Here is a 13,229-nt window from a genome sequence, read left to right on the forward strand (position 1 = left end):
GGGGGCATCCGATGGCCGGTCGTCTACCCGAACGCGTGGTCCTGTTTCACGATTTCAGCCAGGCGCTGGGCGGCGCGTCCTACCTTGTGCAGGTGCTGATCGACCGGCTGCGCGCGCGCGGTATGGCGGTGACCTTCATCGCCGGGGACGACGGCAGCCGCTTCGCCCGCAAGGATGTGGAATTCGTGCCGCTGGGCGGGGCGGCCCTGCTGGAACGATCGCGGATCGGGGCGATGACGCTGGGGCTCTACAACCGGCGCGCCGCGCGCACGACGGCGGAATGGATCGCCCGCAACGACAGCCCGGGCACCGTCTATCACGTTCACGGCTGGTCGAAGATCCTCACCCCGTCGATCTTCGGGCCCTTGCGCAAGGTTTCCGACCGGCTGGTGCTGCATGCGCACGACTACTTCAACGCCTGCCCGAACGGGGCCTTCTTCAACTATCAGACCGGCCGGTCCTGCGGGCTGGAACCGTTGACGGCGGCTTGCTTGCGCAGCCGCTGCGACAAAGCCTCGCACGCGCAAAAACTTTGGCGCAGCGGGCGGGAGGGGCTGCGGCGGGGCTTGCTTCACGGCATGGCGAACGCCGATCGCCTGTTGCTGATCCATCCGGGGCAGGCCGCCAATTTCGCGCTGGCCCATTGGCCGCAGGACAAGCTTTTCGCGGTGCGCAATCCGGTGTCGCCGCCGTGCGCGGAGAGGGTCGCGGCAGAGGGCAACCGGGGGGTGATTTTTATCGGCCGCATCTCCGCCGAAAAGGGCGCCGATCTTGCCGCGCTTGCCGCGATGCGCGCGCGTGTGCCGATCACTTTCGTCGGTGACGGTGCGGAGCGGGAGCGTGTGCGGCTGATGAACCCGCAGGCGCGCTTTCTGGGGCGGCAGGACCGCGCCGGGATCGCGCGGGCATTGCGGCAGGCGCGACTGGCGGTGATGCCCAGCCGCTGGCCGGAGCCTTTCGGGCTTGTCGCGCTGGAGGCGATCGGTTCGGGCGTACCCGCCATTGTCAGCGACAATGCGCTGATCGCCGACGAAGTGGCCGGCGCCGGGTTTGGCCTGGCGATCGACACCACCGATATCGATGCCTTTGCCGCGGCGATCACGCGGCTTCATGCGGATAATGCCGCCGTGGCCGCAATGTCGGCCGCCGGGCATGCCCGATACCGGGACTTGTGCAGTTCCGATGACGACTGGGCGGGGCAGATCGTCGGCCACTATCGCACTGTCCTGCACGGTGCGGCGGCCCGATCCCTGACGCCATTCCCGATCGAGGAGGACGATCATGTCGCAAGCGCCGTTTGAAAGCACCGGCACCCGCCGCGTTCGCGAGATCGCCTCGCTCGATCTGATGCGGCTGGCGGCGGCGCAGCTGGTGATGTTCTACCACTTCGTGTTCCTTTCCTGGGCGGAGGGGAAGGATACGCGCGGAATCCGGGCCCTGGTCGGAGACGCGCCGCGCCTTCCCGAGCACATGGGCTGGTCCAGCCCGGGCTGGGTGGGCGTGCAGGTGTTTTTCGTGATCTCCGGCTTTGTGATCCTGATGTCTGCCGAGGGGAAAAGCGCCAATGCCTTTCTGATCGGCCGGGTGAAGCGGATCCTGCCGGCGCTGTGGTTCTTCTCGCTGCTGGCGGCGGTGGTGATGATCGGCACCGGCATCCTTTCGCCGGCAGAGGCATCGGTTCGGCTGGCGCGATCGATGGTGCTGTTCCCGATGGGGCCGTGGATAGACGGCGCGGTGTGGACGCTGGTGGTCGAAGCCCTGTTCTACGCGGCGATCTATGTCTTCATCCGCTGCCGGATGATCGGGAACATGACCGGGATCGCGATCGCGATGACGCTGTTCAACATTCTCTTTTGGGGCACGGTCCTGGCCGGTTCGACGGGCCTGCTGGGCGCGTCTGGGCAATGGATCGGTGCTGCCGCTTCGTCCTACAAGCTGCAGGTAACTCTGGTGACCACCAATTGTTACTTTGTCTTGGGCGCAAGCTTGTACCAGATTTTCAAGAAAGAGCGGATCGCGACCAATGCGATGGTCTATGCCATCAATTTCGTGGCCTGTCTGATCTCCACTTACTTTGCGGCGCTTCACAGTATCGGTGTTTCGCAACACGGCCAGAATCCGCTGGCCGCCGCAGCCTTGTGGGGTGGGTTGGTGATCGTGTTGACCGCGTGCGTATTGCTGCGCCTGGGTGCGGGAGAACGGTTCCGCCGCTTCGCCGCCATTGCCGGGTTGCTGACTTATCCGCTCTACCTGACGAACCAGATCACCGGCGGGTTCCTGCTGGGGCTGGCGTACCGGTTGGGCCTGCCGCCGATGGTCACGGTGATCGGCGTTGCCCTGCTCTGCACGGTATTGGCCGGGCTTTTCGCTATTCTGCTGGAACGGCGGATGCAGGATGCGGTTGGTCGCCTGTTGGAGAAGGTGATGCGTCCCGCTCTTGCCTGACGGAAGGGTTCCTCAGCGGCGGGCGCTTGGCGGCGATGGCAAGGGCGGTCGTCATGGCAAGGCAGAAGGCGGTGATCGGCCCGAAGTCGGCATCGCCCACCATCAGCGCCACCATGAAAGGCGCCACGAAAGAGAAGCGGAACGCCGCCATCAATAGATGGGTTTCGGTAGTCGTTCCGTAGGCACGCCGGAAAAGCGTCTGGAGAAGAAACGCATAGTAGAGCGCGCCACCGATAACGCCGGTGCAGGCGAAGACGCCGACCGCGCTGCTGGATGAACGGGTGCCGCCAAGGCCGACGCCGAAGCCATGTGTCTGTAGCAGGCTGGTCATCGCCACGTTGCGCCACATGCCGCGTTGTTCGAACGAACTGGACGATCCCTTTTCCAGCACCATCCGGTCTATCAGCGTCAGGATCGGATCCAGGATCGTCGGGCTGGCGATCAGCAGCACCGCCAGCCCAATGGTCACGCAGGTCACGACCGAAAGCTCGGCGGCAAGGCCCCGGCGATAGAGTGACGACTTGCGCTGATCCACGTTGAGCCGAAGCATCCATTCCAGCGCGCAGACAAGCGCCAGGATCGCCACGCCCACAATCGTGCCGGACGATGTGGAGAGCCAGCAGCACAAGGCCAGCAGCACCATGACGATCGGGGCGTAAAGGTCACGCACGCGGGGATCGGCTATCGCGCGGCGGTAGAAATAGAGCGCGCTGAGCAATCCCAGGCATAGTCCCCCGAAGGAGGACGCCTCCGGCATCAGGCCGACGATGCGCTTCGAACCCATGATTTCGACATCGGTCAGCAGTGCGTAGCTGGCAGTGCGGAACGGCGCCAGAAGCGGGCCGAGAGGGAGGTAGAAGCTGGCAAGGTCCACGAACCCGGTGATCGCGGCCAGTCCGCCGCTCAGGCACAGGGCTTTCAGTGCATGTTGGCGGGCGGTGGGGGACTGCATCGTGCAGGTCAGCGCGAAGACGGAGGCGATGGAGATGGAGAGGTAGGCGAATTGTGAAATGTTCTGCGCGCTTGGCTGCAGCGGCATCGCCTGGGTGAGATCGCCGCGCATCGGCACCACCATCACGTCGCCGGCGAACAGGCGCGGCATGAATACCGTGGCGATTCCGGCGACGACCCAGAACAGGAACAGCAGCAACAGCCGGTCCGGCAGCACGGCCAGCGCCAGGAATGTCGACGGGCCGCGCCGATTGACGAAAGTTCGCGCAATGATGAGCAAGGCCACGATGGGCGTGGGCGTCAGCGTCAGGCCGCCCGTGATCGCCGTGGGCAGGATCGCGAAGGCGCCGAAGGGCATCGTCGCGAAATAGAGGTAGATCAGCACCGGCCCGCGACTGGCCATGCCCCACAGGGCGAGCATCCAGAACAGGACAATCGGAACGGCGTTCATGGGACCATTTCCTTGGCGAAAGCCGGCCGATGCACGTCAGCGGGCATGGCGGCGGCAGGCGGCTTCGGGGCCGCTAACGATGAAGGGTCAAGAAGGTGGCAGCCTGCGCGGGGCACGGCTTCAGACCGAATTCCAGGCGGAGATCCGGCGGCCGATCATGACCTCGAACGCGTCGCGGCGCGGGGCCAGATGCGCTTGCAGGAAGGCGCGGGCGGACATTTCGTCCACTTCGGCCTTGTCGAAAGAAACGGTGGCCGCGCGGCGCAGGCGATCCACCAGAGCGGCGGGCAAGTGTTCGCGGGTGCGCGACCACAAGCCGGAATCCCGAACGCGGCTGACGAAGCCGAAGCGCTGGCGCCGGCTGGTCGGCGGCGAACGGTGCCGCTCGGCCAGTTGCGCTTCGTCGAAACGGAAGGGTGCCAGGCCCAGCCAGGCGATGCATTCGGCCATCGTTTCCCGCCGGCGATGCCGCAGGTCTTCCGCCACGATCACATGGATCTGCGCGGGATCGAAATGGCGGTAATAGGCATCGAGCTGAAGCGCATAGTCCGACGTATCGCGATAGAGCGCATTTTCGCGCACGGCCCGCTCTATCGGCAGCGGTTCCTGGAACTCCTTGAATCGCTGCCAGTAATGCGCCACCGCGCGCTCCACCGGCTCACGCACGAGATAGACGATGCGTGCCTGCGGGCAGGCGGCGGCCAGCCGGGCTGGTATGCCGCTGCGGTGCGGGGCCTGCGAATAATAGACGCTGCCTTCGCCGCGATAGCGGGCCGTTTCGGCGCCGCGCCACAAGTCCAGATAGGCCTGCGGGTCATGCGAACAGGCGCGGCGCGCCATGATCGGCCATGCGCTTTCCAGTTCGTCGCGATCGACGAAGAAGCAGGGTTCCTTTTCGGTGCTCATGCAGATCTCGGGGTGCGCGCCCAGGTATGTGTGGAGCGCGCTGGACCCCGCCTTGGAGGCACCGATTATGAAAAGGTTGGGGGCCAGCGGATCCGGCACGGCGGGATATGCCGGCGCGCGTGCAGGGCTGGCGCTGGAACTGGCGAGCGCGAAATTATCCATCGTCAGGCTATCCATCGTCAGTCCCGGCCTCTCTGCAGGTGGCGAGGCGGTTGACGTTGCCGCGGGAAAGCCCGCGCGGTCGAACCGCGAACAGGCGCAAACTCTATGCGCGCTTCGCGACTGCGAAAGTGCGGGGCCCGGCCAACCTGATCGGTTTCGGACCTTGTTGCCGAAGTCTGCTCTGCGAAACCGCTGCGAAATCACGCCATCGGGCCGGAAGCCGGCGCTGGAATCCCGTGGCCATGCTGGCAAGGTTCCCTTTTGGGCGCCGGATTGCGTCAGGAAATGGCGTAAAACCAAGGCGTTGGTGATGTCCTATGGAAATCAAGCCAAAGCAAAGCGCAATCGGTGCGGGATCTATGAGAACGCCGCTGCGAAACGGTGCAGAAGTTACGGTTCGTAAGCAGAACTGCGCGATAAGCGCTTTCATTCCGGGCGTAGATCCGGGTCGCGGGAATCGAAAAGGAATATCTGACGTGCCCGTTATGACACTGACCGACGATCTCTCTTCTTCGTTCGCATCTTCCGCGACGGCCGAAGCGGATTTCCCCCATCGTTCGACGCGGGAGCTGGAAGCGGTCTTCGCCCGGGGTCGTGCTCAGGGCCGAGGTCGTCGACCGATGATCGGGCTGGGCATTGCCGTCGGGCTTTCGCTGGCCTTCTGGGGCGGTCTTGCTTTCCTGCTGATCTAGCACGCCCGCCGGTTGGGGCACGAACAGACCGTCTGCCGTGGCGCGGGCTTGAGGGCGGGAACGGTTCGATCCGTTCCCGCCCCGCGCGCCGTTGCCGTTAGGCGATGACGATATCGCTGTCGGTCAACTTCTCATCGTAGAAGGTGACGATAGTGCTGCCGTACGTCAGGATCGTGTTGTGGCTGACATAGGACAGGGTGTACCCGGTCCCGCTGGTCAGCCGGACGGTGTCCACCCCGTGTTCGAAGTCGAACACTTTGTCGTGGCCGTCGTTGTTGTCGAACACGAAGGTATCGGCGTAGCCTTCGTTGTCGTTGGCGTCGTTGGGATTGTCGCCATAGAGCACATCGTCGCCGTCGCCGCCGATGATGGTGTCGCTTCCGTTGCCGCCGTAGAGGCGATCGTTCTCGCCACCGCCGTCGAGAAGGTCGTTGCCTTCGCCGCCGAAGAGCCAGTCCTTCGAGCCCATGCCATAGAGCGTGTCATTGCCGGTATCGCCATAGAGGCGGTCGGCATTGGCGGCGCCGTTGATGGTGTCGTCGCCGGCGCCCCCGTGCACGACGTCGCGGCCGCCGCCGGCATCGATGGTGTTGCTGGCAGAGTCGCCCGTGATCTGGTCGGCAGCGGAACTCCCCTTGATCGCGCCTTCACCAGAAACCGTGATGATCGTCATTGAAGAAATCCTTTCCGTCTTGAACGCGCATTGTGTCGATGCGTGGTTCGATGGTCAGTGGTTCGGTGCTTCCCTGGGGCGGCTCAATCCTTTCCGGGAAGCGCCGTTTGGCGTCTTCCCGGTTGCTCGGTCCTGTCGGCACGCCTCCAGGCCCGCCTCCCAACGGAGGCAGTCTGTCGGTACGGCGGCGGTTCACCAGCCCCTTTCCGGGACCGACATCGCCGGCCGACATTTCCGTTTCTTCTTTTTCGGCGAACCCGGTGCAGACATCATGCCCGGTTGCCTGCAGGCACTTTACGGGACGGTATCGCCCCGCAAGATGTCGACAGGCTGCCGGTGTTGATCTGCCCCCGGCACGAACATGGGTGACATCGGAATGGTGCCAGATCGGCGCTAACGCAAACGGCTCAAGCTCCGATTCGAACTGATATGGTGGCAAGCCCTTGCCGTTAACCGCGCAAAATCCTGCCCTGCGGCGTTTTTGCGAATGATTTTAAACGGGATTATTTGCCGGTCGCGCGCCGTAGATCGGCCCGTATCGGTATCGTGTTTACCCTGTCACACAACAAACCGGTTCATGTCGGCCACAATGTCGCGTGTTTCGGGCTGGCCATATGCGAGCCGAAATGGCCGCGTGGATGCGGCGCGCACGAAAACGGGGCCCCGATTCTCTCGGGGCCCCGCCGTGGTTTTAGCGTGTCGTGGGAAGTGTCAGGCCCAGACTTAGGCCCAGACTTAAGCCCAGACTAGGCCCAGCTCGCTCGCTCCCATCACCAGGTCGCCCAGGCCGGCGCCCTTCACCTGGAAGATGTCATGCGTGCCGGTGGCATCGTGCATTTCCAGGATCATGTTGGCGCCCTTGGTGACGAAGTCGAACGTGGCGTTGGAAGTGTTCATGCCGGTCAGCAGGATGCGATCGCCATCGGCTGCGTTGAAGTCGTAGATATAGTCGACCGAACCCAGGTCGCTGACGTCGTAGACGAAGGTATCCGCGCCGGCATCGCCATAGAGCTTGTCGATGCCCGCGCCGCCATGCAGCCAGTCGTCACCGTCACCGCCGCGGATCAGGTCGGCGCCGGCGCCGCCTTCCAGCTTGTCGTTACCGGCATCGCCCCAGAGCTTGTCGTTGCCGGCGCCGCCGCCGACATAGTCGTCGCCGTTGTTGCCGTGGATCTTGTCGTCGCCGTTGTCGCCGTAGATGGCGTCGTTGCCATCCTTGCCGTTGATGGTGTCGTCACCGTCCTGGCCGTGGATCAGTTCGGCCAGGGCCGTGCCGTTGATCTTGTCGAGCGCGGCGGTGCCGGTCAGGGTCTTGGCATAGGCGCGGGTCGTCTCGTCGAACGTGGTCGGTACGTTGCTGGCGCCCGTTCCCGTATCGGTGCCGGCGCCGGTTCCGGTGCCCGTTCCCGTCCCGGTGCCCGAGCCGGAGGTGCTTTCGGTGGTGGTCGTGGTCGCCGGCGGCGTCGTCACCGCAGCCGCACCCAGCAGCTTGGCAAGATCGGCATAGCTGTAGGTGCCGTCCGTGAAGGCGAAAGTTTCGACATTCATGATCTTCGAAACGTCGCCCGTCTTGCTGGTCAGGTCGATCTCGCCGGTGCTGGTGACGCAGCCGGTCAGGCTGGCAAGGCTGCATCCGAAGACCATCTTGTCCGTGCCGGTGCCACCGTCGATGGTGTCCTTGCCGGCGCTGTAGTTGATCACGTCGTTGCCACGGCCCGTGCTGATCACGTTGGCGGCGCTGCTGCCGGTGACCGTGTCGTTGCCGTCGCCGGTATAGACGTTCTCGATCGTGTTGGCGGCAAGGGCGATCTTCACGCCGGCAATCGTGGTCTGCGTCTTGGCGGTAAGGTCGATGGTGGTGGCCGAAGTGACGGCGGCCGCATTGATCGCGTCGGTGCCGCCATCGCTGTCGTTCAGCACGCTGCGGGCGGCCAGATCGGCGCCGGAATAGAGCGTGCCCAGTTCATCGGTGTAGATATAGGTGTTGTCATGGCTGGCGGCGCTGCCGGTCAGGGTAAGCGTTACGCCGTCCAGGATGCTGGTCATCGGCGAACCGGTCTGGTCCAGCGCGGCGGGATTGCGGTTGTAGATGTCCACATGCCAGGTGCCGGTCGAAAGTTCACCCATCGAGGCGACCGAGTCGAACGTGAAGTTGCGCAGGCTGGGGCCCCGGCCCACATCGGGCAGGTCATAGACCAGGCGAACCTGGGTGCCATCGGGCGAGGTGAGATAGACGTCCAGGTCACCGGTGTTGATCCAGCGCAGGTCCATCGAAAGCTGCACATGTTCGACGTCGATCGTGTCGGTCACATTGATGTCGAACCCGACATGGTCGTTGCTGCCGGCAACCAGTTCGCCCTCCGGCTTCACCGTCTTGGTAACGGTGGAGAGGTTGGCGTAGGTCTGCTGCTGGTTCCAGGTTTCGGCCAGGCGCACCGCGTCATGCACGTTGAGCATGCCGTAGCCGAAAGCGTCGCTGAAGTGCATGCCGCCGCCGTTGGAATTGGTGGCGCCGTTGGTCTGCCAGCCGTCGCCGAAGCTGACGGTGTCCGACAGGCCCTGACGCTGGGCGGAATAGGCCAGGATCTGCTGGATGTCGCGATAGCCAAGGTTCGGATTGGCCTGCAGCATCAGTGCGATCGTGGCGGAAACGGCGGGGGCGGCGAAGGATGTGCCGCTCACGTCCAGGTAGCGGTTGTTGACCGTGGTGGTGTAGACGTTCGCGCCGCCGGCGGAGAGCAGCACATTGGCGCCCACGCTGGTGAAGCCTGCGGCCGTGCCGTCCGGGTTCACCGCGCCGACTGCGATCGTGTAGGGCGAGTTCTGGAAGTTGTGGTAGTTCGAGCTGCCGCCGATCCCGGCATTGCCGGCGGCGAAGACGAGCGAGGTGCCCAGGCCGTCACGGCCGTTCGCCACGACGTTGACCAGCGCCTTGCCCAGTTCGGGCAGCTTGGCGAAGTTGTCCGAGAAGTTGTCCGTGAAGCTCCAGCTGTTGTTGACGACGTCGAGGTCGACCGACTTGTTGAGCGCGGAGACGATCTGGTCGGACACGTTATCGGACGAATAGTCGATGCCAAGGCCGACCAGCGTGGCGCCCCAGGCGATGCCCACGGTGCCGGTGGTGTTGTTCGCCTGGGCCGAGATCACGCCGGCAACGGCGGTGCCGTGATAATAGGGCAGGTTGCTGGCATCGATCGTGGGATTGTCGGTGCCGAGGGCGAAATTGTAATCGGCCGAAGTGTCATAGGCCGCGGAAAGGTCTGCGTGGCGATAATCGATCTGGGAATCGATGACGCCAACTTTCACGCCGGTGCCGGTGTAGTCCTTCCAGACCGAATAGACGTCGATGCTGAGCGAAGAAAGAAGAGAACCGTCGTAATACCATTCCTTCTTCTCATACGGATCATTATAGTAATAAGCTTCAGGAGAAACGATCGAAGTCGTGATGGTGTTTTCGGAAATATCGGTCATTGTCTTAATCCTTGCTAGATCGGGTTGCTGGTTTGGATTTAGAAATTCCGTTTTGTTGATCGATCTTTTGCGCTCGGATCGTGAATCTGGATGAACTATCCGTGGTGTACGGCTGTTAGGTCTTGGCTTCCTGAAATCTGTACTGTTTCTTTTCGGCCCGATCAGGGACTGTCCGGAGGGCTTTGCGCGCCGTTAATCTTCTTTGGCGGGGCAAACCGGGGCATGGCCGCGCAGGCGGCAGGGCGCGGCGGGGCGCCGCGTTTACGCTGTCCGGAAAGGGTGGTTACGCCGGAAGGGGCGTTTTCAGGTCAGGGGACTACGCAGGTTTCCGGGTGGCTTTGGCGCGAAAAAGCTGACTCTGATTGGCGCGTGACGGCCCTTGGCATGCGAATTTGCGACGAACCGAGTTTTGCGATGTGCGAATCGGGCGTGCGAATCGGAAAACCGGCCTCGATCGGGCCGGTGCAAAGCGGAAAACGGGCGAGTCTTGGGGTGTAGATCGGCGCTTGAAGGTGCCGGGGAGGGCGGAGCCTGACTAGCGCCGCGTACCGAGGGAGGCCGCAATGGCCGCTTGCAGGCGTTCCACGCCCTCACGCGTTTCGGCCAGCACCCGGGCTCGATCCCGTGGATCGATGCCTTGCGCCATGATGCGCGACAATGCCGCCACGGCTTCGACCGGCGGCGTGACCGTCGGGCGACACAAGTGCGTCTCCAGCGAGACGGAGCGCAGGAATGCGGCAAGTTTGCCGTCCCAGGCCAGCGCAAGGAATGGGACGCCGCAGGAATAGGCGGCAATCACGGCATGCATGCGGAAGGCCACCAGCCCGCGCAAGGAGCCGATCAGCCGCGCCAGCATCGCCGGATCGGCGGCCTCGGGGAAGAATACGGCGGGACCGGCGCCGTTGCGGGCGGCCGCCATCGCTTCGATGGCAGGGCGCAGGCGGGCAAGGCAGGCGCGGTCTTCCGGGCTGCCATTGGTGAAGACGGTGAGCGAATGGCCCGCATCGAGCAGCCCGCGCGCGCAGTCGAGGTACCAGCGTTCCTGAGCGGGCGCCGGCAGGGCATCGTCCGCGTGATAGCGCAGCGCGACGGGATCGGTGATGTTGAGCCCGACCGTGGCCTGCGGCGAGGGCTTGGCCACGGGCGGTATGCCGTAGCGTTCGGCCGCCAGCAGGCCCGGATCGCGCACGACTTGCGCCGGCAGGCCCGCCCGCGCTCCGCTCAGCCCGTCCCAGGCCTGCCGCGAGGCTTCGTCCCGCACGAAGACGCCGTGCAGGGCGCCGCTGTTTAACATGCGGGCCAGCAGCCTGCGTCCGGCCTTGCTCCAACGCGGCGATACGCCGCAGCCATAGATGAAGACCGGCAGGCCGCGCCGCGCGGCCGCGTCCGTTACCAGCGCCAGCTTGGTCGGGAAGTTGAGGTCGAGGTCGGCCAGCAGATTGCCGCCGCCGATCACCACGGCGTCCGCTCCGTCCAGCGCCGCTTCGTAGTGCGGCCGCCATGTCCGGTGCGCGGCGACGGTAAGCGGCGCCCGCACGGCCAACTGGCGCAAGGGCGGCGGCAGGGATGCGAGCAGGCGCAGTTGCGTGGCCCGGCCCGGCGATCCCGGCCCGAACGCGGTCCGCGCCGCCAGATCGATCGAGTGCGTATCCGGATGGGCGCCGCTATCGACCAAGGCCTGTTCAAGGCATTCGGAAAGCAGGCCGTCACCCAGGTTCGGGCTGAACTTCACGTTGAAGAGGCGAAGCCGGCGCGCGCTATGCGATGATGGGGGCGTGGCTCCATTCGTCTCGGATATCGGCTCCGATGTGTCGGCAGGCTGCTGGGCAGCAGGAGCGCTGGGCGTCATCGGGGGCTCCGGTGGGAAAGCGGTGGAATGTCGGCAGCTTTTCGGGCCGCTTCAGGCGGCCACCACTCTGGAGCAGTTCCCGGGCCAATCGCCTTGAGGGGCGCCGTCCGGACCCAGCCCCGGCTCGCCATCCGGCATGGGGGTGCCGAGCGAGGCAAGTTCCTCTCGCACACGGGCGATCACGCCGGTCGATGTCGGCAGGTATTCGAAGCGGCCCTGGCGGCCGGCGGCGATGATCCCGGCGGCGGTCACCTGGTCCAGCGCCTGCGCCTGTGCGGCGGCGGTGCCCGGCCGGTAGAGGGGATAGCAATTGTCTATCCGCTCCGCCCCTTCCAGGATCAGGCCGGTCGCTATGCCCAGCCGGGTGACGTGCGCCCTGAAATCGGCAAAGCAGCCTTCCGGATCGTGGCGGCCGCCGGGCGGGATCGTGGTTTCCACCGCGAAGTATTCGCGCCCGCTGCCCGTGCCGGGATAGATGCGCGAATAGATCGTCGCGCGTTTCCAGCGGCCCTGCCGGTCGAAGTTGAACAACACGTTCCCGGCATCGGGCGAAAGCCATGAGGCGGAGACGAACAGCGTCGTCATCCCCAGCGAGACAAGGCGGCTGGGCTGGCCGGTGAGCGCGCGGTGCGTGGTGTCCAGCGGGATCGTGCTGACCACCGCTTCCGCCAGAAGGGTGCGGTTACTGGTGCGGATGCGGTGATGATCGCCGATGCGGCCCAGTTCCAGCAATGGCTCATTGAAGGAGAATGACACGCCCCGCGCCTCCAGCCGCCGGATGATCGGGGTGAAGATCGCCTCCGAACCCTGCGGTGGCCGGACGAACAGCGGGCGGCGCGGGCGGGCGCTGGCGGCCTGGCGGGAGAATACGGTTGTGGCCGCCGCCCGGGCCATCGCGCCAAGGCGGGTGGCGTGTTCTATGAAGGCCATGCGCTGGAAGAAGAACGTCTCGTCCACTTCGCGCGCCGGGACGTGGTGGAACCGGGTGATGTAGGATTCCAGCCCGGTCGCGCGGAAGAAAGAACTGCCCAGCCGCTGCCGGCAGATCGCATCCAGCGAACCGTCGCGCCGCACCGCCAGCCGGGAGAACGCCAGATCCAGCAGCGACCATGGCAGCTTCCACGGCTGCTGCTTCAGGAAATCGCGCGGTTCCAGTGGGTAGTGGTGCAGTTGCCCATCGGGGCCGATGCGGCGTTGGAGTCGGCGGACCTTGGGGCAGATTTCCCGCAGGCCCGGTTCCAGTTCGAACAGCAAGGCATTGTCTTCATAGAAGATGCTGCCGACATCGAAGCTGTAGGGCCCGATCACGCGTGAACGGTGGGTGCCGCCCGCCAGGGGAGAGGCTTCGATCACGCGCACCCGATGGCCACAGGCGCTGAGCCGGTCCGCGGCGGCAAGGCCGGCGATCCCGGCACCGATCACGACCACGCCGTGGTTCGCGCTGACAAGCGCGGTATCGACATTCATCGGTGAGGGACCTTCGAAATCGTGCAAGGCCTGCTCCTAATGCCCGCCAAATCCCGGCAATGCTTGCGCGATCCCGGCCCGCCTGAACATCAATTATGGGTGCATTTCGGATCAATCGCCCATTTTGCAGTCCGATGCGGATGCAAGTGCGGGGACCATGGG

General features: G+C 64.8%; 10 protein-coding genes. 3 read left to right on the top strand and 7 right to left on the bottom strand.

What is annotated here, in order from left to right:
• Window positions 1-11 precede the first annotated feature (11 nt).
• Window positions 12-1,301 carry a glycosyltransferase family 4 protein gene (locus WBP07_RS01785; protein ID WP_395393866.1) on the top strand — a complete coding sequence of 430 codons (1,290 nt, stop codon included), beginning with the start codon at window positions 12-14 and terminating at the stop codon, window positions 1,299-1,301.
• Window positions 1,282-2,445, top strand: a complete 1,164-nt coding sequence (locus WBP07_RS01790; protein WP_395393867.1) for an acyltransferase family protein — start codon at window positions 1,282-1,284, stop codon at window positions 2,443-2,445. The genes WBP07_RS01785 and WBP07_RS01790 overlap by 20 nt, the downstream gene beginning before the upstream one ends.
• Here the strand turns inward: WBP07_RS01790 and WBP07_RS01795 are convergent.
• Window positions 2,369-3,847, bottom strand: a complete 1,479-nt coding sequence (locus WBP07_RS01795; RefSeq protein WP_395393870.1) for a hypothetical protein — start codon at window positions 3,845-3,847, stop codon at window positions 2,369-2,371. The two genes, WBP07_RS01790 and WBP07_RS01795, sit on opposite strands and share 77 nt — an antisense overlap.
• A gap of 120 nt (window positions 3,848-3,967) precedes the next feature.
• Window positions 3,968-4,930 (bottom strand): sulfotransferase family protein, encoded by a 963-nt coding sequence (locus WBP07_RS01800; RefSeq protein ID WP_395393871.1) that lies wholly within the window; start codon window positions 4,928-4,930, stop codon window positions 3,968-3,970.
• Window positions 4,931-5,400: 470 nt separating this feature from the next.
• Here WBP07_RS01800 and WBP07_RS01805 point away from each other — a divergent pair, with 470 nt between their 5' ends.
• Window positions 5,401-5,607: a hypothetical protein gene (locus tag WBP07_RS01805; RefSeq protein ID WP_395393872.1), complete on the top strand. Its 207-nt coding sequence runs from the start codon at window positions 5,401-5,403 to the stop codon at window positions 5,605-5,607.
• A 97-nt stretch (window positions 5,608-5,704) separates the two neighbouring features.
• On the opposite strand, the gene WBP07_RS01810 is transcribed toward WBP07_RS01805, so the two are convergent.
• The 5 genes from WBP07_RS01810 to WBP07_RS01830 all read right to left on the bottom strand — a co-directional run bounded on the left by WBP07_RS01810 (window position 5,705) and on the right by WBP07_RS01830 (window position 13,094).
• Entirely contained in the window at window positions 5,705-6,280 is a 576-nt protein-coding gene (locus WBP07_RS01810) for a calcium-binding protein (protein ID WP_395393873.1), read from the bottom strand.
• Complete coding sequence (locus tag WBP07_RS01815) at window positions 6,255-6,512, bottom strand: hypothetical protein (protein WP_395393874.1); 258 nt, start codon at window positions 6,510-6,512, stop codon at window positions 6,255-6,257. Before WBP07_RS01815 ends, WBP07_RS01810 begins: the two co-directional genes overlap by 26 nt.
• Window positions 6,513-7,015: 503 nt before the next feature.
• Window positions 7,016-9,751 carry a S8 family serine peptidase gene (locus tag WBP07_RS01820; RefSeq protein ID WP_395393875.1) on the bottom strand — a complete coding sequence of 912 codons (2,736 nt, stop codon included), beginning with the start codon at window positions 9,749-9,751 and terminating at the stop codon, window positions 7,016-7,018.
• A 535-nt stretch (window positions 9,752-10,286) separates the two neighbouring features.
• Window positions 10,287-11,600 carry a polysaccharide pyruvyl transferase family protein gene (locus tag WBP07_RS01825; protein WP_395393876.1) on the bottom strand — a complete coding sequence of 438 codons (1,314 nt, stop codon included), beginning with the start codon at window positions 11,598-11,600 and terminating at the stop codon, window positions 10,287-10,289.
• A 51-nt stretch (window positions 11,601-11,651) separates the two neighbouring features.
• The gene (locus WBP07_RS01830; RefSeq protein WP_395393877.1) at window positions 11,652-13,094 is read right to left on the bottom strand and encodes an FAD-dependent oxidoreductase; all 1,443 of its coding nucleotides are present in this window, start codon (window positions 13,092-13,094) and stop codon (window positions 11,652-11,654) included.
• Window positions 13,095-13,229 lie beyond the last annotated feature (135 nt).

This window comes from Novosphingobium oxfordense (assembly GCF_044029435.1).
Classification (GTDB): domain Bacteria; phylum Pseudomonadota; class Alphaproteobacteria; order Sphingomonadales; family Sphingomonadaceae; genus Novosphingobium.

What these genes read in the sequence shown, in the direction of transcription:
- WBP07_RS01825 (WP_395393876.1), bottom strand. Translation starts at nt 11,600, where the DNA reads ATGACGCCCAGCGCTCCTGCTGCCCAGCAGCCTGCCGACACATCGGAG.
- WBP07_RS01785 (WP_395393866.1), top strand. Translation starts at nt 12, where the DNA reads ATGGCCGGTCGTCTACCCGAACGCGTGGTCCTGTTTCACGATTTCAGC.
- WBP07_RS01795 (WP_395393870.1), bottom strand. Translation starts at nt 3,847, where the DNA reads ATGAACGCCGTTCCGATTGTCCTGTTCTGGATGCTCGCCCTGTGGGGC.
- WBP07_RS01790 (WP_395393867.1), top strand. Translation starts at nt 1,282, where the DNA reads ATGTCGCAAGCGCCGTTTGAAAGCACCGGCACCCGCCGCGTTCGCGAG.
- WBP07_RS01820 (WP_395393875.1), bottom strand. Translation starts at nt 9,751, where the DNA reads ATGACCGATATTTCCGAAAACACCATCACGACTTCGATCGTTTCTCCT.
- WBP07_RS01800 (WP_395393871.1), bottom strand. Translation starts at nt 4,930, where the DNA reads ATGGATAGCCTGACGATGGATAATTTCGCGCTCGCCAGTTCCAGCGCC.
- WBP07_RS01805 (WP_395393872.1), top strand. Translation starts at nt 5,401, where the DNA reads ATGACACTGACCGACGATCTCTCTTCTTCGTTCGCATCTTCCGCGACG.
- WBP07_RS01815 (WP_395393874.1), bottom strand. Translation starts at nt 6,512, where the DNA reads ATGTCGGCCGGCGATGTCGGTCCCGGAAAGGGGCTGGTGAACCGCCGC.
- WBP07_RS01810 (WP_395393873.1), bottom strand. Translation starts at nt 6,280, where the DNA reads ATGACGATCATCACGGTTTCTGGTGAAGGCGCGATCAAGGGGAGTTCC.